This is a genomic window from Bifidobacterium sp. UTBIF-68 (assembly GCF_006408855.1).
Taxonomy (GTDB): Bacteria; Actinomycetota; Actinomycetes; order Actinomycetales; family Bifidobacteriaceae; genus Bifidobacterium; species Bifidobacterium reuteri.
In genome coordinates, this window is sequence record NZ_JFAN01000012.1 from 1 (window position 1) to 22719 (window position 22719).

Consider the following 22719-nt stretch of genomic DNA (forward strand, 5'->3'; position numbering starts at 1 on the left):
GGCGGCTGTATGTTCGCGCCTCAACGAATACGCCGCAAACATACAGCCGCTTTGATGGTCATAACAGACCGTATGTTCGCGGCACCTGCGTTTGAACGCGAACATACGGTCGTTTGGCGTTATATCAGTGGCTCTTCCGCCTAGATGTTGGTGGTATGTATGCCGGTCGTATACCTACATACGGAAAAGGTGCTTCCTTCCTCAGTCAGGAGGGAAGCACCTTTTCCGCCGAAAGCGGCTGGTCAATGACACCTGACAGGTATGTCAGTCGATGAGCTTGTAGCCGTGGGACGCCACGACCGACTTGAGTTTCTCAAGATAGGTTTCGGCGGCCTTGGACAGCTTGGCGCGTTCGTTGGTGATCCAGCCGAGCAGCATCGTCTCATCGGATTCCAGCGGGACCGTGACAATCTTCTCGTTGTTGAGGTCGCCGTTGTCGATGCCGGTGCACACCGTGTAGCCGTTCAGGCCGATGATGAAGTTGAGGATCGTGGCGCGGTCGGTCACGTTGATCTGCTTGGGGGAGTACTCCGGCCAGACAGCCTCCTCGTAGAAGTAGAACGAACCTTCCTCACCCTGCTCGTACTGCAGGAACGGGTAGGGCTTCAGATCCTCCATAGTGATGACCTTCTTGGCGGCCAGTGGGTTGTTGCGCGAGATGAACACATGCAGCGGGGCGCGGAACAGCGGATGGAACTCGAGATGCTTCTCGCGCAGCAGCTTGCCGAGCACGTCCTTGTTGAAGTCGGACAGGTAGATGATGCCGATTTCGGACTGCATGTTGGCGACCTGGTTGATGATGTCGCGCGTGCGGGTCTCGCGGATGGTGAACTCGTATTCATCGGACTTGATGGAGTTGATCATCTCCACGAACGCCTCGACGGCGAACATATAGTGCTGCGTGGAGACCTGGCACAGCTGCTTGCGCGGCTTGGCGTGCTTGTAGCGCTCCTCAAGCAGGTCTGCCTGGTCAAGCACCTGGCGCGCGTAGGTGAGGAACTCCGCGCCGTCCACGGTCAGGGCGATGCCCTGCGAGGAGCGGGTGAAGATCTCGATGCCGAGCTCGTTCTCCAATTCCTTCACGGAGGAGCTCAGGGCGGGCTGGGAGACGTACAGGGCGTGCGAGGCCTCGTTCATCGAACCGCATTCGACGATTTTGACGATGTATTTGAGCTGAAGCAGAGTCATAAGCAACGGTTATAGCATCGGGCATGGTCGATGGGTTCGGTTATAGCCAGTTGTTTCCATGTTCCAGTCTGTCCTGTGAGATACGGATAGCGGTGAAACATGCGGTCTGTATGCCGGATGACTGCTAACCTGTTGATGTCGAAATCCACGAAATGGGGGAAGCAGGCCTCGAAATCCGCGGATGACAACGAAAACACGAAAGGTGGAACGGGTGGAAACCGTCAAGGTGCTGATGCGGCACATCGGGGAATTCAGGCGGGATGCCATCCTGACCCCGCTGGTGATGATTGGCGAGGTCATATGCGAGATGATCGTGCCGCTGCTCATGGCCACGCTCATCGACGACGGCGTCGAGAAGGGGGATATGGGCGTCATCGTGCGCACGTCGCTGATTATGCTCGTGGTCGTGCTGTGCGGCCTGACGGTCGGATGTCTCGGCTCGGTGTTCGGCTCGAAGGCCGCCGCCGGCTTCGCGAGGAACCTGAGGCAGGACCAATACGACAACATCCAGACCTTCTCGTTCACCAACATCGACCGGTTCTCCACGCCGAGCCTCGTCACACGCCTGACCACGGATGTGATGAACATCCAGAACGCGTTCATGATGATCATGAGGATGGTTCCGCGCGCCACGAGCTCGCTGATTGTCGCGATGTGCATGGCGTTCGTCGTCTCGGGGCGCATGGCCCTCATCTATCTCGGCGTCGTGATCTTCCTCGGCATCGTGCTCGGCGTGCTCATGAACATCGCCGCGCGCTTCTTCCGCCGCGCGTTCCCCGAATACGATGTGCTCAACGAGAACACCGAGGAGAACATCACCGCCATCCGCGTGGTCAAGGCGTTCGACCGCGGCGACATGCAGAACGAGCTGTTCCGTACGATCTCCAAGCGCATCTACGACATCTTCATGAAAGCCGAACTGACCCTCGCCGCCGTCAACCCGGTCATCCAGCTCACCGTCTGGGCCTCGATGCTGCTCATCAGCTGGTTCGGCGCGAACCTCATCGTCGCGGGCGACCTCACCACCGGCGACCTGACCTCCCTGCTCATGTACTGCATGAACATCCTCATGAGCCTTGTGATGCTGTCGATGACCATCGTGATGATCACGATGTCGTCCGCCTCCGCGCGCCGTGTGGCCGAGGTGCTCACCGAACGGGTCGACATGCCCGTGGCTGAGCATCCCGTCATGGCCGTCAAGGACGGGGCCATCGACTTCAACGACGTCGATTTCAGCTACCCCAAGGTCACGCTCTCCGAAAACGATCCCACCGCCAAACGTCGCGCCAACATGGCCGCGAGGATCACCGGTACGAGACGACGCGAGCGCGTGCTCGACGACATCGACCTGCACATCCCCTCCGGCGCGGTCGTCGGCGTGATCGGCGGCACCGGTTCGGCCAAGACGTCGCTCGTCAACCTCATCCCTCGCCTCTACGATGTGACCGGCGGCGAGGTCATGGTCGGCGGCGTGGACGTGCGCGACTACGACCTCGACACCCTGCGCGACAACGTCGCCGTCGTCCTGCAGAAGAACGTGCTGTTCTCCGGCACCATCGCCTCCAATCTCAAGTGGGGCGACCCGAACGCGACGCTCGAGGACATGCGCCGCGCCTGCCATATCGCCTGCGCCGACGAGTTCATCGACCGGATGCCCGACGGCTACAACACCGTGGTCGAACAGGGAGGCCAGAACCTGTCGGGCGGACAGCGGCAGCGCCTGTGCATCGCCCGCGCCCTGCTCAAACACCCCAAGGTGCTCATCCTCGACGACTCCACCTCCGCAGTCGATACCGCCACCGACGCGCGCATCCGGCACGCCTTCGCCACCGAGATGCCTGAGGTCACCAAGATCATCATCGCCCAGCGCGTCTCCAGCGTGCAGGACGCCGACATGATCGTCGTCATGGACGACGGGCGCATCCACGGCGTCGGCACGCACGCCGAACTCGTGGCGAGCGACGATATCTACGCGAGCATCGTCGAACTGCAGACCAAGGGCGGCGGCGACTTCGACGAGGCCGCGATGGGCGACCATGACGAAGCGCATGACGAATCGCACGATGAATCGGAGGTGAAGTGATGCCGGGGCCAAGGGGCAATGCGGGCAGGAACGCGGCCGCAGCCAAGGACTATCTGAAGATGGGCCACCCGTGGCGCACGTTCACGCGCCTCATGGGCGACCTCTTCTCGCACTACGGCGTGCAATACGCGCTCATCATGGCGTGCATCCTCGCCACCGTGTTCGCCAACGTGCGTGGCAACCTGTTCATCCAAAGGCTCATCGACGACTACATCATGCCGCTCGTCCACGCGAATCCCGCCGCACGCGACTTCGGCCCGCTGCTCGGGGCCATTCTTGGCCTCGCGGGCCTGTATGCGGTAGGTGTCGCGGCGACGGCGGTGCAGTCCGTGCTCATGGCGTTCGTCACCCAGGGATTCATGCGCCGGCTGCGCAACCGCATGTTCGGCCACATGCAGAAGCTGCCGCTGGGTTATTTCGACACCAACTCGCGCGGCGACGTGATGAGCCTGTACACCAACGACATCGACACGCTGCGCCAGATGGTCTCCCAGTCCATCCCGCAGATCCTCACCTCGGTGCTCCAGCTTGCCATGGTGCTTGTATCGATGATCTACCTGAGCGTGCCGCTGACCGGCGTGATGCTCGTCATCGCCGCGATTATGGTGCTGCTCACCAAGGTGCTCACGGGCCGCTCCGGCGCGCATTTCTCGCAGCAGCAGAAATCGGTCGGCAAGCTCAACGGCTTCGTCGAGGAGATGATGAGCGGGCAGAAGGTCGTCAAGGTGTTCACGCACGAGGATGCCGCCAAACGCGACTTCCGCGAAGTCAACGAGAAGCTGTACGACGCCTCCAACAAGGCGAACAAGTTCGCCGGATACTTGGGGCCCATCAACAACCAGCTCGGCTACATCGGCTATGTGATGTGCGCGCTCATCGGCGGGGCGCTCGCGATGACCGGCGCCACGGGACTCACGCTGGGCGCGCTCGTGAGCTTCTTGACGTTCGTCAAGAGCTTCACGATGCCGATCTCCCAGGTCTCCCAGCAGCTCAACTCCATCGTCATGGCGCTGGCCGGCGCCGAGCGCGTCTTCGCGCTGCTCGACGAGCGGCCCGAGGGCGACGACGGCCGCGTCGCGCTCGTCAACGTCACGCGCGACGACTCCGGACGCCCAGTCGAATCTCGGGAACGCACCGACGACTGGGGGTGGAAGGACCCCTCCGACGGGCATATCACGCCGATGCGCGGCGATATCCGGCTCGACCATGTGAACTTCAGCTACGTGAAGGGCAAGGAAGTGCTCCACGACATGACGATGTTCGCCAAGCCCGGCCAGAAGATCGCGCTCGTAGGCTCCACCGGCGCCGGCAAAACGACGATCACCAACCTCATCACCCGCTTCTACGACATCGACTCCGGTTCAATCACCTACGACGGCATCGACATCCGGAACATGCGCAAGGGCGACCTGCGCCGGTCTCTGGGCATGGTGCTGCAGGACACGCACCTGTTCTCCGGGTCCATCATGGACAACATCCGCTTCGGACGGCTCGATGCCACCGACGAGGAGGTGAAGGCTGCCGCGCGCCTCGCCAATGCCGACGCCTTCATCGCCAAGCTGCCCGACGGCTATGAGACGCAGCTTGCGGCAGACGGCGCGGCCCTGAGCCAGGGACAGCGGCAGCTCCTCGCCATCGCGCGCGCCGCGGTCGCCGATCCGCCCGCGTTGATCCTCGACGAGGCGACCTCGTCGATCGACACCCGCACCGAATCGCTGGTTCAGCACGGCATGGACGAGCTGATGAAGGGGCGCACCACGTTCGTCATCGCGCATCGCCTTTCGACGATCCGCAACGCCGACTGCATCATGGTCATCGAGGCCGGGCGCATCATCGAGCGCGGCACCCATGACGAGCTCATCGCCTTGAAGGGACGGTACTACACGCTGTACACCGGGCTCAAGGGGTGATGGAAGGCCGTGCCGGTGGGCACGGCCGAAAGCGTTACAGCGTTATATCGTTACAGCGTTACAGCCGCACGCCGAGGTTGGCGAGGGAGTCACGCGCCGCGATGGCCCCGGAGAAGAGGATGCCGTGAATGCCCACCTCGTTGGCTCCCACGATGTTCTTGGCGGTGTCGTCGAAGAAGACGCAGCGTTCGGGCGTGAGGCCGAAGCGTTCCATGGTCAGGTTGTAGATGTCGGCGTTCGGCTTGTGCATCTTCTCCATGCCGGAGACCACCGTGCCGTCCAGCAGCTGTTCGAGGCGAGGGAACTTCTCGAAGGCCAGATGGAAGGTCTCGTGCGACCAATTGGTCAGACCCCACACGCCGTAGCCGTGGCGCTTGAGGTCGGCGAGCAGCTCGGTCATGCCCGGCAGCGTGCGCGGCAACGCATCCGCGTAATGCTCGATGTAATAGCGGAAGATCGACGCGATGTCCTCGCCCTGCTCGCGCACCACATCCGGGTAGATGCTGTCGAAGTCCTCGCCGGCGTCCATACGGTCCTCATAGCGGAAAAAACCATGCGGATCGTCGGGCGCGCAGATCGCGGACACCACGTCATCCGCGAATCGTCCGGTCAGGCAGGCACGGGTGTCCCAATCGATCAGTACGCCGCAGAAATCGAAGATTACATCAGTGATGGTGGCGGGGGAGTCAGCCATACAAAAGCTCCTTGCATATCCCAAGAAAGGTTCCGGGAACCAGTGTACGGGAGCGACGGATATCGGGGGAGCGGCGGACGGCGTCGCGAGCCTTGCTCACAGTATCCATGGCGGAAAGGATAACTGAGTAGCCTGGTTTGGCCAGCGTCCTCGCCACACTGCATTCCCTCAATGACGCATCGTTCGACTGTTCGCGAACGTCCAGCCAAACGTCCAGCCAAACGTCCTGGCGAACATGAAAACAGTCATCGAATGCTCATCTGACCAAGATAGAAATGAAGGTGTTAGCGATGTGTTAGGAAATCGCCGCAGTGCGATAACGGGCATGTATGTAAGCCGTAAAAACCGTCACAAAACCATCACCGAATTCATAAGCTTGAGAATCGCAATGACCCGATGGTGTAGTCTGGGCTGCCCTGAACGGGGAAGCCGGAATGCTCTATCGGGTTTGTTCGATAATGAAGGAGAAAGCATGCCCTGGTGGGTTGATGTTGCCTATGTTGTCGGCACGGTAGTGTTCTTCGTTCTCGTTGATCTGTTCGGAAAGTGGGTTGACAGACTATGATGACGTTCTTCACTGTGCTGGGTGTCGTACTGGGGATCGTGGGCATCGGCTACATGATCTACTCCCTGTGCCGTCCTGAGAAATTCTGACGACCGAGCCAAAGCAATACAGAAATCCCGATGGATCCAGCCGCAGACAGCCGCAGACAGCCGGAGAGAAGAGCCTGCAATACAGGACGAAGGCTGCACAACAGTCTTGCTGCCTGACATCGGGAAAAGGAAACAAAGGTTCATCGCATGGTATATGTGTTTGCTGTTATGGCGTTCGCGCTGATCGCCATAATCCTCGCGGCCATCTACAAGCCGCTGGGTGATTACATGTTCAATGTGTTCACGTCCGACAAGGATCTCTTCTTCGAGAAGTGGATCTACAAGATCATCGGCGTGGACTCCAAGAAGGGACAGACCTGGAAGGCATACCTGCGCGGCGTGCTCGGCTTCTCCCTCATGAGCGTCTTGGTGCTCTACCTGCTCCAGCGCGTGCAGCAGTGGCTGCCGTTCTCGCTGGGCTTCCCGAACGTCGAAGGCCCGTTGGCGTTCAACACCGCCGCTTCCTTCGTGACGAACACCAACTGGCAGTCCTATTCGCCTGACGTCACGCTCGGCTACACCGTTCAGTTCGCCGGCCTCGCCGTGCAGAACTTCGTGTCCGCGGCCGTCGGCATCGCCGTGGCGATCGCGCTGGTGCGCGGCTTCGCATGGCGCAAGTCCGAGACCATCGGCAACTTCTGGGTCGATCTGACCCGCTGCACGCTGCGCATCCTCATGCCGATCTCCATCGTCATGGGCATCATCCTCATTGCGCTCGGCGTGGCCCAGAACTTCGCCGGCTTCGTCAACGTGACCACCGTCGCAGGTGGCCAGCAGACCATCATGCAGGGCCCAGTGGCCTCCCAGGAGGTCATCAAGGAGCTCGGCACCAACGGTGGTGGCTTCTTCAACGCCAACTCCTCGCACCCGTACGAGAACCCGAACATGTGGACCAACCTCATCGAGATCCTGCTCATGCTGTGCATCCCGGTGGCCCTGACCCGCACCTTCGGCCGCATGGTCGGCGACATTCGCCAGGGTTACGCGCTGCTCGGCGCGATGGTGATCCTCTTCGGCATCAGCTTCCTGTGCGTCGTCACCGCCGAATCCTTCTCCAACGACCCGATCACCTCCCTGACCGGCGGTTCGATGGAAGGCAAGGAGACCCGCTTCGGCATCGTATGGTCCGGCCTGTTCGGCACGACCTCCACCTCCACCTCCACCGGTGCCGTGAACTCCATGCATGACTCCTACACCGCGCTTGGCGGCATGATGTATATGCTCAACATGATGCTCGGCGAGGTCAGCCCGGGTGGTGTGGGCGCCGGCCTGTACGGCATTCTGGTGATGGCCGTCGTGGCAGTGTTCATCGCAGGCCTCATGGTGGGCCGTACCCCTGAATACCTCGGCAAGAAGATCGGTCCTCGCGAGATGAAGATGGCTTCGCTGTACTTCCTCGTCATGCCGATCACCGTGGTCGTGGGCGTCTCCCTGAGCTTCGCGCTGCCGTTTGCCCGCCAGTCGATCTTCGACACGTCGCTCAACAACAGCGGCAACCACGGCTTCTCCGAAGTCGTCTACGCGTTCACCTCCGCTGCGAACAACAACGGTTCCGCGTTCGCCGGCATCACCGCAGACACCCCGTGGCTTGATACCGCGCTGGGTCTCGCCGTGCTGCTTGGCCGCTTCCTGCCGATTGCCCTGGTGATCGCTCTCGCCGGCTCCCTTGCCAAGCAGGACAAGGTGCCGGTGACCGCAGGCACGATGAAGACCGACAATGGTCTGTTCGTGGTCCTTCTGGTGTTCGTAATCTTCCTTATTTCCGCGCTGACGTTCTTCCCGACTCTTGCTCTGGGACCGTTGGCAGAAGGTTTGGTGGCCTGATATGACTTCCGCAATTGCGAATGACGTCGCGAACAACGCGGCTTCCATCGCGGACGACGTCAAGAAATCCAACAACAAGTCGCTGGGTGCCATGCTTGGCAAGAGCCTGCCGGATGCGTTCCGCAAGTTCGACCCGCGCAACATGTGGCACAACCCGGTCATGTTCATCGTGTGGGTAGGCGCTGCATTCCTGACCCTGCTGGGCATCTTCCAGCTGTTCGACGCCTCGCTGGCCAACGGCGAGCCGGTCTACTTCACCTGGATCGTGGCAATCGTGCTGTGGGCCACCGTGCTCTTCGCCAACCTCGCCGAGGCCGTGGCCGAAGGCCGTGGCAAGGCGCAGGCCGACGCATTGCGCAAGACCCGCACCACCACGCCCGCCCACATCGTCAAAGGTTATGACGAGAAGAACGACCCGGATGCCCGTGGCCCGGAAAAGGGTGAAGGCTCCGCCTACATCGAGGAGATCCCGAGCTCCGATCTGAAGCTCGGCGATGTGGTGGTCGTCTCCGCCGGCGAGCTGATCCCGGGTGATGGCGACATCATCTCCGGCATCGCCTCCGTGGACGAGTCCGCCATCACCGGTGAATCCGCCCCGGTGATTCGTGAGTCCGGCGGCGACCGTTCCTCCGTGACCGGCGGCACCCGTGTGCTCTCCGACCGCATCGTGGTCCGCATTACCCAGAAGCCCGGTGAGAGCTTCGTCGACAAGATGATCGCCCTGGTCGAAGGCGCGAACCGCCAGAAGACCCCGAACGAGATCGCCCTGGACGTGCTCCTGAGCTCCCTGACCATCATCTTCCTCGTCGTGGTGCTGTGCATCAACCCGCAGGCATCGTCCGTCGGCGCCTCCGTGAGCCTCACGGTCCTGATCGCCCTGCTGGTCTGCCTGATTCCTACCACCATCGGCGCCCTGCTCTCCGCCATCGGCATCGCCGGCATGGACCGTCTGGTGCAGCACAACGTGCTCGCCACCTCCGGTCGCGCCATCGAGGCCGCCGGCGACGTGACCACCCTGCTGCTCGACAAGACCGGCACCATCACCTACGGCAACCGTCAGGCCTCCGAATTCCATGCCCTGCCCGGCGTGGACCATGACGAGATGGCCAAGGCCGCAGCGCTGAGCTCTCTTGCCGACGCCACTCCGGAAGGCCAGTCCATCGTGGCCCTCGCCAAGTCCGAAGGCTTCGAACTTGATGAAGTGCCGGGAGCCGTGGACGTGCCGTTCACCGCTGAGACCCGCATGTCCGGCCTTGACCTGCCGAACGGCGACCGCATCCGCAAGGGTGCCACCTCCGCCGTCGAGACATGGATCGACAAGGAAGGCGGCGTCATGCCCGTCGAGGTCCGTGACGCCCTGCACGAGAAGGTCAACTCCATCTCCGGCCAGGGCGGAACGCCGCTGGTCGTCGCCGAGCAGTACGCCAACGGCGAGGTTAAGGTCCTGGGCGTCGTCCAGCTCAAGGATGTCGTCAAGAAGGGTCTGAAGGAACGCTTCGCCGACCTGCGCAAGATGGGCATCCGCACCGTCATGGTCACCGGCGACAACCCGTTGACCGCCAAGGCCATCGCACAGGAGGCCGGTGTCGACGACTTCATCGCCGAGGCCAAGCCTGAAGACAAGCTCGCCTACATCAAGAAGGAGCAGGCCAAGGGCCAGCTCGTCGCCATGACCGGTGACGGCACCAACGACGCCCCTGCCCTTGCCCAGTCCGATGTCGGTGTCGCCATGAACTCCGGCACCTCCGCAGCCAAGGAAGCCGGCAACATGGTCGACCTTGACTCCGACCCGACCAAGCTGATCGATATCGTGGCCATCGGCAAGCAGCTGCTCATCACCCGTGGCGCCCTGACCACCTTCTCCATCGCCAACGATGTGGCCAAGTACTTCGCCATCATCCCGGCCATGTTCATGGAGAAGTTCCCCGGCCTTGGCGTGCTCAACATCATGGGTCTGCACAGCTCGCTGTCCGCAGTGCTTTCCGCGATCATCTTCAACGCGATCATCATCGTGCTGCTGATTCCGCTGGCCCTGAAGGGCGTCAAGTACCGTGCCGAAGCCAGTGAGAAGATCCTGGGCCGCAACCTCAAGGTCTACGGTCTGGGCGGCATCATCGCCCCGTTCATCGGCATCTGGATCATCGATCTGTTCGTCCGCCTGATTCCGGGCTTCTGATCGAATCCGCTGAAATAAAGGAAAGATGTCATTATGAAATCATCAATGTCATTGAATCTGCGCAGCTACTGGGCCGGTTTCAAGGCTGTGATCGTCTTCACCGTCATCGTTGTCGTCTACACGTTCGTGTTGGCCGGTATCGGTCAGCTCGGCATGCCGGACAAGGCCAACGGCTCGATGATCACCAACGCTCAGGGTGAAGTCGTCGGATCCTCGCTGATCGGCCAGTCCTTCACCGATGAGAATGGCGATGCTCTGCCGCAGTACTTCCAGTCCCGTCCGTCCGCGGCCTCCGACCCGAACAAGGAGGAGGACAACCAGGGCTATTACGGCGGCGCTTCCTCCGGCACCAACAAGGGTCACGCTGACGAGGACCTCATCAAGAGCACCACGGAACTGCGCAAGGCCATTGCCGAGCGTGAAGGCGTGAGCGTCAAGGATGTTCCCGCCGACGCCGTGTCCGCTTCCTCCTCCGGTCTGGATCCTGAGATCAGCCCCGAGTACGCGGCCATTCAGGTCAAGCGTGTCGCCAAGGAGCGCGGTCTGAGCGAAGAGCAGGTCGAGAAGCTGGTCAAGGAGAACACCACCGGACGTGGTCTCGGCTTCATCGGCGAGTCCACGATCAATGTGGTCAAGCTGAACCTCGCGCTCGACGAGCTCGAGTAACGGTTCGACTGTTCGCAAAACAACAAGTTGCAACCGATCATCAGGGGTGATGGTGTGCATTGCATGCGCCATCACCCCTGATGGTGTTTATCGTATACAGTCATAGATAAGGGATTCCATCATCCATCGGGGGAAGGCAAGGTATGGCAGAGGCAAGGGGTACATTCAGGGTGCTGCTGGGTGCCGCGCCCGGTGTGGGCAAGACGTGCGCGATGCTCAAGGAGGGGCATCGTCTTCAGGAGGACGGCAAGGACGTCGTCATAGCGTTGCTGGAAACCCACGGACGCACCGCCACGGCGAAGGCGGCCCTCGGACTCGAACAGGTCCCGCGCAGGCGCGTCCGGTATCGTGGCATGTGGCTTGAGGAGATGGATCTCTTCAAGATCATCGAACGTCACCCGCAGGTGGCGCTGGTCGATGAGCTGGCGCATACCAACGCGCCCGGCTCGGTGCATGAGAAACGTTGGCAGGATGTCGAGGATCTGCTTGATGCGGGCATCGATGTGATCACCACCATCAATGTGCAGCATATCGAATCGTTGAACGACGTAGTCCGTGAGATCACCGGCAGTACGCAGAAGGAGACCGTGCCCGACAAGGTCCTGCGCTCCGCGACCCAGGTCGAACTTGTCGATCTGCCGCCGGAAGGCCTGCGCGAACGTCTTTCCGCAGGCCTTGTCTATAAGCCGGATCGCGTTGATGCCGCGCTCAGCAACTACTTCCGCGTCGGCAACCTCACCGCATTACGTGAGCTTGCCCTGTTGTGGCTTGCCGGACGCGTGGATGAAGCGCTGAAGGAGTACCGCGACGAGCATCACATCAACGCCAAATGGGAGACGCGCGAACGCGTGATTGTGGCACTGTCCGGCGGACCCGAAGGCGAACAGCTGCTCAGACGCGGCGCGCGCGTGGCCCGGGCTTCGGGAGGTGGCGATCTTATCGCCGTGCATGTGACGCCGGAAGACGGTCTGGCCGGTTCGAACCCTGCGCTACTGATCAAACAACGTCAGCTGGTGGAGGAATTGGGAGGCACCTACCATCAGATCGTGGGCGAGGACATTTCCGATGCCCTGCTGGACTATGCACGGGCGAACAACGCCACACAGGTGATCGTCGGCGTATCGCGGCGAGGCATGTTCGCCAGATGGTTCGGTCGCCCCTCCACGCCGAACGGCATCATAGAGAAATCCGGCGATATCGACGTGCATATCGTCACGCATTCCTTCGTGAGCAAGGGCATCTCCATGCCCTCCACGAATCGTCAGCCCATCGCGTTGAAACGTCAGGCAGCCGGTTTCGCATTCGCCATACTGTCGGTGATGTTGACGGCATTGGCGTTGTACGAGTTCAGCGAACCGTATTTCGCACAGCGGGACGCATTGATCCTGCAGCTGATGGTGGTGCTGTCGGCGGTCATAGGCGGGTTGGTTCCGGCCATGGTGTGTGCAGTGCTTTCAGGTCTGGTGCTTGATTTCCTGTACACGGTGCCCATCGGGACGCTGCACGTCGTGCATGCCTCGGATGTGATGACCATCATCCTCTATGTCATCGTGGGCATCATCGTCTCCGCGGTGGTCGATCGAGCCGGCACCATCGCGCGTCAGGCACAACGCGCCAGCGCCGAGTCGGAGACCCTGGCCAGCGTGGCCGGAGCGGTGCTGCGCAGCGATGACCCGTTGCAGGCCATCGTCCATCGCACGCGGGAGGCGTTCGGTTTCAGCTGCGTGCGCGTCGTGCAGGACAAGCGTGTCATCATTTCGGATGGTGAGCCCGGCACGAGAATGGATAACGAGGACGGCTCGGATGTCTCCTCGCCCATCGAGGAACCCGAGACTGTGTCGCTATCGGATCATGGGCCGAAGCTCAAGTTGTATGGCAAATCCATCGAGGCATCGGACCAGCGCATGCTGCTGGCGATCCTCTCGCAGATCCAGACCGTGCTCGAACATAAGGATCTGGAGCGCAAAGCCAGCGAAATCGGGCCGTTGGCCGCCGCCGAAAAGGTTCGTACCGGCCTGCTGAACGCGGTGAGCCACGATCTGCGCAGGCCGCTCGCCTCGGCCACTGCGGCGGTGTCGGGATTGCAGCGCATGGGCGACACCATGAGCGAGCACGATCGCAAGGAACTGCTCAATGTGGCGTCCAACGGGTTGAAGCAGCTCACCAAGCTCGTCACTGACCTGCTGGATGTCTCGCGCATACGCGAAGGTGCACTGCCCTTGTCTTTGGTCGCCACCGACGTGGGGGAGGAGATCATCCCCCTGTTCGACGAGCTTGGCATCGGACCATGGTCCATCGATCTGGACATCGCGCCGGATCTGCCGCTGGTCGTGGCCGACCCCGCGTTGCTACGCAGGGCGCTGTCGAACGTGGTGGTCAATGCAATGCGATTCACGCCCGCAGGAAAGCGTGTGCGCTTGTCCGCTTCCGCGTTCAACGGTTTGGTGGAGGTCCGTGTGGCCGATCAGGGGCCGGGCGTTCCCGATGCGCGCAAGAACGACATATTCCTGCCGTTCCATCGTCTGGGCGACACCGACAACACGACCGGACTGGGGCTCGGCATGGCGCTTTCCAAGGGATTCGTCGAATCGATGGGCGGGTCCATCAGTCCTGAGGACACTCCGGGAGGCGGATTGACCATCGTGATCACGCTGAGGGAGGCCGACCATGCCCTGCGCGTGGGCCAGATGATTCCGGCGAACGAGCGCCCGAATCCCGCCGAGATTCTCGAACGGGATACATTGAACGTCTCTGGTGCGGTCTCGGATGTGATTCTGCCGTTGCCTGGACACGGCAATTCCGACGAACGCGGTCTTGATCGGTTCATCACCTATGGCATCATGCGCGGCGGCAAAGAAAAACAAGCCAACGGTACTGCAGCCGCCGCTGCGAAGAAGACAAGCACCACGCAGGTGCAACAGGGCGACGGGGAAGCAGCCGACTCGACTCATGCTCCCGTCCCCGTACCGGCAGTTTCGGACGACAAGGGACATGATGATGCAGATTCATCTGCCGGTCATGCACACAACAGCGAAAAGAAGGAGGCCTGACGATGAAGATTCTCGTGGCTGACGACGATCCGCAGTTCCTGAAGGCGCTGAAGATCACCCTGCATTCGCAGGGATACGACATCGTTACCGCACGCGATGGAGTCGAATGCATCACCGTGGCGGTCGAAGAGCATCCAGATCTGTTCGTGCTTGATCTGGGCATGCCGCGCATGGACGGCATGGGGGTGATCCAAGGAGTGCGAGGATGGACGGATGCTCCGATTCTCGTGGTATCCGGCCGTACCGACGCGCGTGAGAAAGTGGCCGCATTGGACGCAGGTGCGGACGACTATGTGACCAAACCCGTATCCATCGATGAACTGCTGGCGCGTATCCGCGCGTTGTTGCGAAGGGTCGCGCAAGAGAACCCTTCGGACAGCGAAACCCCACTGATCCAGTTCGGGGATATCACCGTGGACCTGAACGCCCATGCCGTGTTCCGCGGGCATAAAGGACGCGAAGTGCGTGTCAGGCTCACCCCTACGGAGTGGAAAGTGCTCGAGGTGCTGGCACGCAACACCGGCAAGCTGGTGACCCGTCAGGATCTGCTCACATCCATTTGGGGTTCCCAGCATGTCAAGGACACCGGATATCTGCGCCTGTATATTTCGCAGCTCCGCAAGAAGATCGAGCCGGATCCCGCGCATCCCAAATACCTGAAAACGGAGACGGGCATGGGGTATCGGCTTGACATCGACGGCGAACCCGAGGTGTAGACGGCCGAATCATCGGAACCGGTGTCGGGTTGTATTGGCGACTATCTCTTGCTTGTGGTCACCTATACAACCCGACACGCTAGGTGGATGCCTAAGCCTGGGCATTCACGCGATGATGTCGGCTATTGCCTCGGGAATCGCCTGAATGACATCACTGGCTACAATGGGGTGGCCCAGAGTCATGAATCGCTGGCGATGTGTGCGGCCGATCAGATCAGGTTCCTGCCACCCCTGTTGCTCGGATTCAGACGCGATGGCCGCCGCCTGCCCATGCAGATACGCTCCGGCGGCCGCGGTTTCTGCTGTCGTGATGGCCTCACCCTGCTGGGCGAGCAGAGCGCCGACCATGCCGGCCAGCACATCACCTGACCCTGCAGTGGCCAACCAGGCGGGAGCGCTGCCGGAGACATAGGTGTGGTCCTCGTCCACCACAATGGTTACCGCGCCTTTAAGCAACACCGTGGCACCGGTCAGCTCATGCGCCCTGCGCGCGCAAGCCAACGGATCCGATTGCACATCCTGTGCGGTAAGACGGGAAGCACCACTGGCGGACGCATGTTGCGGACGTCCTGCATGTGAACCGACACCATGCGCAGCATGGGCGCCGTCAGGCGTCGTGCTCCCGGTCCGTATCGACAACGATGACGGTTCGTCAAGAGGTTCGTCCGGTTGTTCATGAGGGAGCACATCCTCATCTGACGGGATATCGCGAGAGATGCTGTTATTGCGAGCAGCATCGGAGGATGCCTCATCCTCCAGTCTGTTCAGCAATGATGCCATCTCGCCGGCGTGCGGCGTGATCACCACCTGCCCCGGCACGCGGGCGGGAAGCAGATCCAACGCACCGGCATCGACCACGACGGGAGGCATATCGTAGACGATATCATCCGTCGCGGCATCACCGTTCAATGCATAATGCTTCAGCAGCGCCGCAATCGTCTCGCGTTGCGCATCGGCATCCGCCCCGGCAGCGCCTGCGGACGGCACTCCGGAACCGATCACCCAGGATTGCACGTGCCCTTTGCCAATCACCACCTCAGGCATGGCGGACAGCACCATGTTCTGTGCACGCTCCGGTCCCAGATACCGGACCATCCCCGTATTCGTACGGGCAGCCGCGCGGGCCGTCAGCACGGCGGCACCGGGATAACGCTGAGAACCGGTCACCAATCCCACAACACCGCGCGAATACTTGCCATCATCGACATGCGGAAGACGGATGGCGTCAGAGGCGAATGCGCCATCCACCACCTCCACGGCAGGTTCGACCTCATCGATGTCGAATCCGAAATCGACCAGGTCGATACGCCCGCATCCGAATGTTGCCGGCGGCAGTACCGCACAAGGTTTCATCGCGCCGAACGTCACCGTCACCGTGGCGGGGATATAGGGACCGGGCAACGCACCATCGTCCACGCCCACTCCAGACGGAGTATCCACAGCCACGATCAGAGGGAAGTCACCGGACGATTCACGCCCGGGCAACGCCGGTTCGTCAGGAATCGCGCCATCTCGGCCCAACGCCTCCGCCAGCGCAGCAGGGATGCCCCGCAATGCGCCATGCACGCCGATGCCGGTCATCGCATCGATGACCAGATGGGCCCGCGAAGCGACTGAGATGGCGGTCTGCAGCCGTTCTCCGGCCTCGCCGGCGGAGAACCCCGAAGCACAGCCGGGGATGTCGGCAGCCGGATCCAGCACTAGGATCTTGCCGCCTGACCGCACGAATTCGGCGAATCCCGACTCATGCAGAGAACGGCCCACGGCAATGGCCGTGACGGAAGCGCCCTCCTGAGCCAACATGGCGGCGCCGAAGAGGCCGTCGCCACCATTGTCGCCGGCTCCGGCCAGCAGAACGATTGACGCATCTTCCAGAGCAAGATCCTCGTCATCGAGCAATCCGGCAGCCACATGCGCCACAGCTTGCGCCGCCATGCGCATCAGAGGCACGCCCCTGTCCAGCAGAGGGCGCTCCATATCCCGTACGGTCTGCGTATCGTAGGCACTGTGCAGCAACAGTGCACGGCGTTCCGCATCATCGGTGTATTCCATGGCAATCCCCCTTGTGAGAACGGCATGACCATGAATCATTCTAGCCGTCACGCCACCATTCTTCACGCCTTCCGCTACCATGGTCTGTTGGTTTATTCGCAATAGTTCAGGATTCGAAGGAAAGCGGCAGGTGAGGCATGGCGATTGATGCACAGGGTCTGGAGATTCAGATCGGCGCGCGGACACTGCTTCACCCCACGGATTTCCACGTGGCCAAAGGGGACAAGATCGGTCTCGTAGGCCGCAACGGCGCCGGCAAGACGACGCTGACGCGCGTCATCACCGGGGATATGCTGCCCACATCTGGCAAGGTGCGCGTATCCGGCAAGCTCGGTTATCTTCCTCAGGACACGCATGCCGCCGACCCTACGCAGACCGCGCTCGACCGTATGATGAGCGCAAGGGACATCGCCACCATCATCAGCCGGATCCGCAAGGCCGAGAAGGAGATGACCGACCCCGACCCGGATGTGATGAGCAAGGCCATGACCCGGTACGACAAGGCCATGCAGGACTTCGAAAAGGCCGGGGGATATGCGGCCCAATCCGAAGCCACTGCGATGGCCGCATCACTGGGTCTGCCGCAGGATGTCATGGAGCAGCAGCTCGGCACCCTCTCCGGTGGCCAGCGCCGGCGTATCGAACTGGCGCGCATCCTCTACTCCGACGCGGACACGCTCATCCTCGACGAGCCGACCAACCATCTGGACGCGGATTCCATCGAATGGCTGCGTGGCTTCCTGAAGAAATACGAGGGCGGTTTCCTGGTGATCTCCCACTCCACCGAACTGCTCGACGAAACCGTGAACAAGGTGTGGCATCTCGATGCCCAGCTCGGACAGATCGACATGTATTCGCTCGGCTGGAAGGCGTATCTGCACCAGCGCGTCGTGGATGAGGAGCGTCGTCGCCGTGAGCGCGAGGTGGCCGAGAAGAAGGCCGAACGCCTGATGAAGCAGGGCATCCGACTGCACGCGAAGGCCACGAAGGCCGTGGCGGCGCAGAACATGATGCGGCGCGCGGAGAAACTGCTGGAGAACACCTCGGAGGCGCAGAAGAAGGAGAAGGTCGCCGACATCCGCTTCCCGGAGCCGGCCGCCTGCGGCAAGACGCCGATCATGGCCAAGGATATCTCCAAGGCGTATGGCTCCAACATCGTGTTCGCCGGTGTGAACCTCGCAATCGACAAGGGCTCGCGTGTGGTGATCCTGGGATACAACGGCGCCGGCAAGACCACCACGCTGCGTCTGCTGGCTCATCTGGAGCAGCCTGACACCGGATCCGTGGACTACGGCCACGGATGCAAGATCGGCTATTTCGCCCAGGAGCACGACACACTGGACCTCAACGCCACCGTGCTGGAGAACCTCACGCATGTGGCTCCGGAGCTCAACGACACACAGGCCCGCTCCATCCTCGGCTCGTTCCTGTTTTCCGGGGATGACGCGATGAAGCCGGCACGTGTGCTTTCCGGTGGCGAGAAGACGCGTCTGGCGCTGGCTACGCTGGTGACCTCGCGCGCCAACGTGTTGCTGCTCGACGAGCCCACGAACAACCTCGATCCGGCCTCCCGCGAGGAGATCCTCAAGGCCATCGCCAAATACGAGGGCGCGATCGTGCTCGTCACCCACGATGAGGGCGCGGTCGAGGCGCTCAACCCCGAGCGCGTGCTGCTCATGCCCGACGGCGACGAGGACCTGTGGAACGACAGCTATCTGGAACTCGTGGCGGAGGAGTAGCTGGCATATCAAGGCTCCCGCGCCAAGCGGAGCTGTGGCGGAGGTTTGCCGCGGAGGAAACCTCCGCCACAACGGACAATCGACAATCCCATAGGAAAATCAAAGGACCAACGGAGCAAAGGAGCCGATCATGGCAACCCCGACAGGACAGAAGATCGCCATCGTCACCGGCAGCGCCATGGGGCTCGGTTACGAGTTCGCCAGCCAGCTTATCGCCAAGGGCTGGCTCGTGGCGGGCATCGACTTCAATGCCGAGCGGCAGGAGGAGCTGTCCGCGCAATGGCCGGCCGAATCGTACCGGTCTTATGTGGGTGACATCACCGACGAGGCGTTCGTGCGCGCTTCCGTAGCCGACATCGCCGCGCTTGGCCACATCGACCTGCTCATCAACAACGCAGGCCAGCCGTCGTTCAAAGTGCCCACCGCCTATGAGGCCTCCGACGTGGACAAGTGCCTCAAGGGTCTCAAGGGCATGATCCTGTGGACCGTGGAGACGTTGAAGGCCTGCGATGAGCAGAACGTGAAAATCGCGCAGATCATGAGCACCGCGGCCACCCGCGGCAATGCGAACGAAAGCGTGTACTGCGCCACCAAGTGGGGCGAGAAGGGATACACCAAGAGCCTGCAGGCCGCGTACAAGGGCACCAGCGTCAAGGTGGTGGCCGTCTACCCGGGCGGCATCGACACCGCCTTCTACCGCGACAGCCATGACTACGTGTCCGAGGCCAAGCAGCACACGTTCATGCAGCCCGGGCCCCTGGCCGAGGTCATCCTGTTCAACCTCGTCAACGAGGCGAACCTCACCGTCACCGACATCGAGATCAACCGCAACAGCTGAAGCCACTTCCTGGCCACCCGACAGGCGAGTCGGCATGCCGCGCACGCAGTGCGTTCCCAATTGCAGGACACGGACCATGTCGCGTCTCAACGCGAGCTAGTGGATTGTCTCGCCAATAACTACGGATTCCAGCTTGTATCTCTCTCCCAAGTCATTCGCTGCCGGCTCGTCCTGCAAACAGCTCCGCTGTATGCTTCGCGGTGAGCTCGACTACTGCAGGTGGTGCAACGCGCGGATGATTGCGCAACGGTCCTGGGCGGTGCCCTCATCGGCGCACATGGTGGCATACCATCGCGGATTGCGTAGGGTCTCCGTGGCTGAGCCGGACGCGGTGCCTTCTGCATGAATGTCGGCATCCGGTTCTCCGCTGACGACCAGCGTGGCGAGGTCATTGGCGTACTGGAAATGCAGATGACTCAGCAGTCCGCCTTCGGTGAACGCCCTGCGCGAGGGCAATGGCGCGATGGCCAGCAGCCAGCGGAACGGACTGTCCTCGGCATTGGGGTCGTCGGTCGTGAACACGAAAGTCGGGGAGCCTTCCAGGCCATGTTCGATCACATGGTCGATGCGGTAGTCGTAGATGTCGAGGCTGGTGTTGTCCTCGGCGAACCATTCGATGCGAATCACAGCGCTGGCGGCGGCACCGGCTCCGCCCGGCTCGCTCACCCGCCACCATCCGATATGGATGATGTTCTCTGGACTTGTGGTGGCGCACGCCATTGACCAGAATGTGCGGATGCCATGGGCGGCCATCGGCGCCATCCGGGGATCTGCGAGCACCGCCTGCTCGGCGGCCTCCCAGGTTTGCTGGATGGTGGGGTCGTCCGAATCAATGTAATGCTCGAAGCTTTCCCAGTCCCCAAGCCAGTCGGCGATGTCGAACGCCGGTGCGCCCGCTGTGCCTGACATGTTTGTCGCATTCATGATTGGTTCCTTTCCAGATTGATGATACGGTCGCACCAGCCGGCGGCCAGCTCCTCGTCGTGCGTAACCACGAGGATCGCCTTGCCGCGGGCGGCCAATTGACGCAGTAGTCCGCCCACCTGCTCCATGTGGTAACGGTCGAGTCCGCTCGTCGGCTCGTCGAGGATGATGAGGTCCTTGCCGCACATCAGCGCGGAGCCTATGGCGACGCGCTGCTTCTGCCCGTCCGATAGGCTCATCGGATGCCGGTCGGCGAACGCGGTGAGATCGAGGTCGTCCATCACCCGGTCAGCCTGCGCGATTACGGCCGGGTCGGTCTCGTCCAACCCGATCATGAGCTCCTCGCGCACGCTGTCGGAGAACAGCTGATAGTTGACGTCCTGCATCACCATGAATCCGGCGCGCGTGAGGTCACGCGGACGGGCCTTCCGACCGTTGAGCATGATGGTGCCGCCGGCCGGCTTGACGAGCCCGGTCAGTGTCTTCACCAACGTGGTCTTCCCACAGCCGTTGTGCCCCATCAGCCCGGTGATTTCACCGGCGCGGAAGGCCATGTCCGGCACATGCCGCATGAAGCCGTCGCGTCCTCGGTAGCCGATGGCGAGGTCGCGTGTGGCGAGCAGAGGCGTCGCCCCGCTGGAAGAGGAGGGGAATGCTCGCCGCCTCTCCAACTCCGCGATCTGCTTGCGGTACGGTTCGAGGTTGAGCGCGCGCAGACCCATCGCGGCGATGCAGCCGGGGGAGAGAGCGAGGAATTCGCTGGCCTCGTACTCCCTGACGATACGGCCGCCGTCGAAAACCACGTACCGGTCGGCCACACCGTTGAGCCATGCTAGCCGGTGTTCGGCGATGATGATGGTGAGCCCGTCGGCCTTCATCCGCTCGATCATGGTACGCATGTCCGCGATGGCGTGAGCGTCGAGATTGCTGGTCGGCTCGTCCAGCACCATCAGCCTCGGATTCAGCACGCTTGCCGCCGCCATGGCGATGCGCTGCTTCTGTCCGCCGGATAGGTGGAAGATGCTGCGTCCAAGCAGCGGTCCGATGCCGAACCGGTCGGACACCGACGCGATGCGCCGGTTGATGTCGTCCGCAGGCAATCCCATGTTCTCGGCGGCGAATGCCAGTTCGTCGGTGACGTTCGCGTTGAAGTACTGGGTCTTTGGATTCTGGAACACGCTGCCGACCAACGGTGTGAGCCGGTCAATCGGCACGGTCGACGCGTCGAGGCCGCAGGTGATCTGTCGGCCGGTGAACTCGCCGTGGAAGAACTGCGGCACAAGCCCGTTGACTATGCGGGAGTAAGTGGTTTTGCCACAGCCGCTTGCGCCGCACAATACGATGCATCGGCTTTGATGGACGTCCAATGAGACATCGTGCAAGGCTGTTTCCTGTGCATGCTCATATCTGAACGACACGTGGTCTGTTATGGATTCCCGGTTCCGCACGCTCATCTCAATACCCCAGCCATGTCAAGGATGATCGGCACGCTCACCACAACCATCGCCAGCCAGTCGAGGACCCCCATGCGAATCCGTGTGCGTGAGGTATGCGCTCCCTCACGACCCAACCCCTTGGTCAGGGCCGCCACGGACAGGTCCTGCGCCACGGTCGTGGCATTCATGAGCAGCGGTATGAGGATGTATTCCAGCGACTGCGCCGGATGCCTCAGCAGTCCCCAGCCGCCAGCCGCGATGCCTCGCAAAGCCATCGCGTTGCGGATCTGACGGTAATCCTCGGCGATGGTGGGGAAGAACCTGATCACCACCACACAGGGAATCACCACTGCCTCCGGCGCATGCATGCGCCGCATCGAACAGATGAACTCGCTGGCCGACGTGGTGGTGAACGCGTAGGCGCCTGTGATGAAGCAGGGCAACATCATCGCCAGCCCTACCGCCAGCGCCGAAACCACATGCAGCCACGGCAGTCCGAGCGCGTCCGGGTCAAGCAGGCCCAGCGCCGTGAACGCGGCATAGGTGATGGCGAAATTGAGCGTGGTTTTCCATCGTCCGGCCGCCGCCAGTGGGATGAGGAACAGGACGACCATGACGATCTGCGTGGTCAGCGCCACATGGAAGAACAGCATGAGATTGGCCGCGAGCAGCAGGAACAGCTTTGTACGCGGGTCGAGCGTGGGCCGGACGGCATATGCGAACGCCCCCGTCGCCGGTGTAGCCGACGGACGTGAGGCGTTCACTGAAG

16 protein-coding genes are annotated in these 22719 nt (G+C 61.8%); 10 read left to right on the forward strand and 6 right to left on the reverse strand.

Features of this window, described 5'->3' with window-relative positions:
- Positions 1-264: 264 nt before the first annotated feature.
- Entirely contained in the window at positions 265-1188 is a 924-nt protein-coding gene (locus BW14_RS03605) for a LysR family transcriptional regulator (protein WP_044088263.1), read from the reverse strand.
- Positions 1189-1369: 181 nt separating this feature from the next.
- Between BW14_RS03605 and BW14_RS03610 the strand changes: the two genes are divergently transcribed.
- Positions 1370-3271: an ABC transporter ATP-binding protein gene (locus tag BW14_RS03610; RefSeq protein ID WP_181161764.1), complete on the forward strand. Its 1902-nt coding sequence runs from the start codon at positions 1370-1372 to the stop codon at positions 3269-3271.
- Positions 3271-5181, forward strand: coding sequence for an ABC transporter ATP-binding protein (locus tag BW14_RS03615; protein ID WP_223847874.1), 1911 nt, complete (start codon positions 3271-3273; stop codon positions 5179-5181). Before BW14_RS03610 ends, BW14_RS03615 begins: the two co-directional genes overlap by 1 nt.
- Positions 5182-5239: 58 nt before the next feature.
- Here BW14_RS03615 and BW14_RS03620 read toward each other — a convergent pair whose 3' ends face one another.
- Entirely contained in the window at positions 5240-5875 is a 636-nt protein-coding gene (locus BW14_RS03620) for an HAD family phosphatase (protein ID WP_140464704.1), read from the reverse strand.
- A gap of 235 nt (positions 5876-6110) precedes the next feature.
- On the opposite strand from BW14_RS03620, the gene BW14_RS11870 reads away from it, so the two are divergent.
- The 6 genes from BW14_RS11870 (at position 6111) to BW14_RS03650 (ending at position 14961) form a co-directional block, all read left to right on the forward strand.
- Entirely contained in the window at positions 6111-6440 is a 330-nt protein-coding gene (locus BW14_RS11870) for a hypothetical protein (protein ID WP_140464702.1), read from the forward strand.
- Positions 6441-6676: 236 nt separating this feature from the next.
- Positions 6677-8353: a potassium-transporting ATPase subunit KdpA gene (gene kdpA, locus BW14_RS03630; RefSeq protein WP_044088261.1), complete on the forward strand. Its 1677-nt coding sequence runs from the start codon at positions 6677-6679 to the stop codon at positions 8351-8353.
- Between the two features lie 91 nt (positions 8354-8444).
- Positions 8445-10529: a potassium-transporting ATPase subunit KdpB gene (gene kdpB, locus BW14_RS03635; RefSeq protein ID WP_375137672.1), complete on the forward strand. Its 2085-nt coding sequence runs from the start codon at positions 8445-8447 to the stop codon at positions 10527-10529.
- 33 nt (positions 10530-10562) lie between these two features.
- Positions 10563-11195 (forward strand): K(+)-transporting ATPase subunit C, encoded by a 633-nt coding sequence (kdpC, locus tag BW14_RS03640; RefSeq protein WP_140489276.1) that lies wholly within the window; start codon positions 10563-10565, stop codon positions 11193-11195.
- A 143-nt stretch (positions 11196-11338) separates the two neighbouring features.
- A complete protein-coding gene (locus tag BW14_RS03645; RefSeq protein WP_140489277.1) occupies positions 11339-14245 on the forward strand; it encodes an ATP-binding protein in 2907 nt (968 codons plus the stop codon).
- Between the two features lie 2 nt (positions 14246-14247).
- Entirely contained in the window at positions 14248-14961 is a 714-nt protein-coding gene (locus BW14_RS03650; RefSeq protein WP_044088256.1) for a response regulator, read from the forward strand.
- A gap of 105 nt (positions 14962-15066) precedes the next feature.
- Here the strand turns inward: BW14_RS03650 and BW14_RS03660 are convergent, their stop codons facing one another.
- Positions 15067-17013: a bifunctional ADP-dependent NAD(P)H-hydrate dehydratase/NAD(P)H-hydrate epimerase gene (locus BW14_RS03660; RefSeq protein ID WP_044088255.1), complete on the reverse strand. Its 1947-nt coding sequence runs from the start codon at positions 17011-17013 to the stop codon at positions 15067-15069.
- A 137-nt stretch (positions 17014-17150) separates the two neighbouring features.
- On the opposite strand from BW14_RS03660, the gene BW14_RS03665 reads away from it, so the two are divergent.
- Both BW14_RS03665 and BW14_RS03670 read left to right on the forward strand, forming a co-directional pair.
- On the forward strand, positions 17151-18752 hold the full coding sequence (locus BW14_RS03665) for an ABC-F family ATP-binding cassette domain-containing protein (protein WP_044088253.1): 1602 nt from the start codon (positions 17151-17153) through the stop codon (positions 18750-18752).
- 130 nt (positions 18753-18882) lie between these two features.
- Positions 18883-19590 (forward strand): SDR family NAD(P)-dependent oxidoreductase, encoded by a 708-nt coding sequence (locus tag BW14_RS03670; protein WP_140489278.1) that lies wholly within the window; start codon positions 18883-18885, stop codon positions 19588-19590.
- Between the two features lie 210 nt (positions 19591-19800).
- Here the strand turns inward: BW14_RS03670 and BW14_RS03675 are convergent, their stop codons facing one another.
- Genes BW14_RS03675 through BW14_RS03685 form a run of 3 tightly spaced genes read right to left on the reverse strand, consistent with a single transcriptional unit; the run spans position 19801 to position 22714 of the window.
- Positions 19801-20514 (reverse strand): hypothetical protein, encoded by a 714-nt coding sequence (locus tag BW14_RS03675; protein ID WP_140489279.1) that lies wholly within the window; start codon positions 20512-20514, stop codon positions 19801-19803.
- Positions 20511-21968 carry an ABC transporter ATP-binding protein gene (locus tag BW14_RS03680; RefSeq protein WP_044088250.1) on the reverse strand — a complete coding sequence of 486 codons (1458 nt, stop codon included), beginning with the start codon at positions 21966-21968 and terminating at the stop codon, positions 20511-20513. Before BW14_RS03680 ends, BW14_RS03675 begins: the two co-directional genes overlap by 4 nt.
- A complete protein-coding gene (locus BW14_RS03685) occupies positions 21965-22714 on the reverse strand; it encodes an energy-coupling factor transporter transmembrane component T (protein WP_044088452.1) in 750 nt (249 codons plus the stop codon). The genes BW14_RS03680 and BW14_RS03685 overlap by 4 nt, the downstream gene beginning before the upstream one ends.
- Positions 22715-22719: the final 5 nt, after the last annotated feature.

Bases quoted from the DNA above. Each gene is read 5' to 3' on its own strand.
- BW14_RS03615 (WP_223847874.1), top strand. From the start codon at position 3,271: ATGCCGGGGCCAAGGGGCAATGCGGGCAGGAACGCGGCCGCAGCCAAG.
- BW14_RS03660 (WP_044088255.1), bottom strand. From the start codon at position 17,013: ATGGAATACACCGATGATGCGGAACGCCGTGCACTGTTGCTGCACAGT.
- BW14_RS03645 (WP_140489277.1), top strand. From the start codon at position 11,339: ATGGCAGAGGCAAGGGGTACATTCAGGGTGCTGCTGGGTGCCGCGCCC.
- BW14_RS03605 (WP_044088263.1), bottom strand. From the start codon at position 1,188: ATGACTCTGCTTCAGCTCAAATACATCGTCAAAATCGTCGAATGCGGT.
- kdpB (WP_375137672.1), top strand. From the start codon at position 8,445: ATGCTTGGCAAGAGCCTGCCGGATGCGTTCCGCAAGTTCGACCCGCGC.
- BW14_RS03670 (WP_140489278.1), top strand. From the start codon at position 18,883: ATGGCAACCCCGACAGGACAGAAGATCGCCATCGTCACCGGCAGCGCC.
- kdpA (WP_044088261.1), top strand. From the start codon at position 6,677: ATGGTATATGTGTTTGCTGTTATGGCGTTCGCGCTGATCGCCATAATC.
- BW14_RS03650 (WP_044088256.1), top strand. From the start codon at position 14,248: ATGAAGATTCTCGTGGCTGACGACGATCCGCAGTTCCTGAAGGCGCTG.
- BW14_RS03675 (WP_140489279.1), bottom strand. From the start codon at position 20,514: ATGAATGCGACAAACATGTCAGGCACAGCGGGCGCACCGGCGTTCGAC.
- BW14_RS03665 (WP_044088253.1), top strand. From the start codon at position 17,151: ATGGCGATTGATGCACAGGGTCTGGAGATTCAGATCGGCGCGCGGACA.
- BW14_RS11870 (WP_140464702.1), top strand. From the start codon at position 6,111: ATGAAAACAGTCATCGAATGCTCATCTGACCAAGATAGAAATGAAGGT.
- BW14_RS03680 (WP_044088250.1), bottom strand. From the start codon at position 21,968: ATGAGCGTGCGGAACCGGGAATCCATAACAGACCACGTGTCGTTCAGA.
- BW14_RS03610 (WP_181161764.1), top strand. From the start codon at position 1,370: ATGACAACGAAAACACGAAAGGTGGAACGGGTGGAAACCGTCAAGGTG.
- kdpC (WP_140489276.1), top strand. From the start codon at position 10,563: ATGAAATCATCAATGTCATTGAATCTGCGCAGCTACTGGGCCGGTTTC.
- BW14_RS03620 (WP_140464704.1), bottom strand. From the start codon at position 5,875: ATGGCTGACTCCCCCGCCACCATCACTGATGTAATCTTCGATTTCTGC.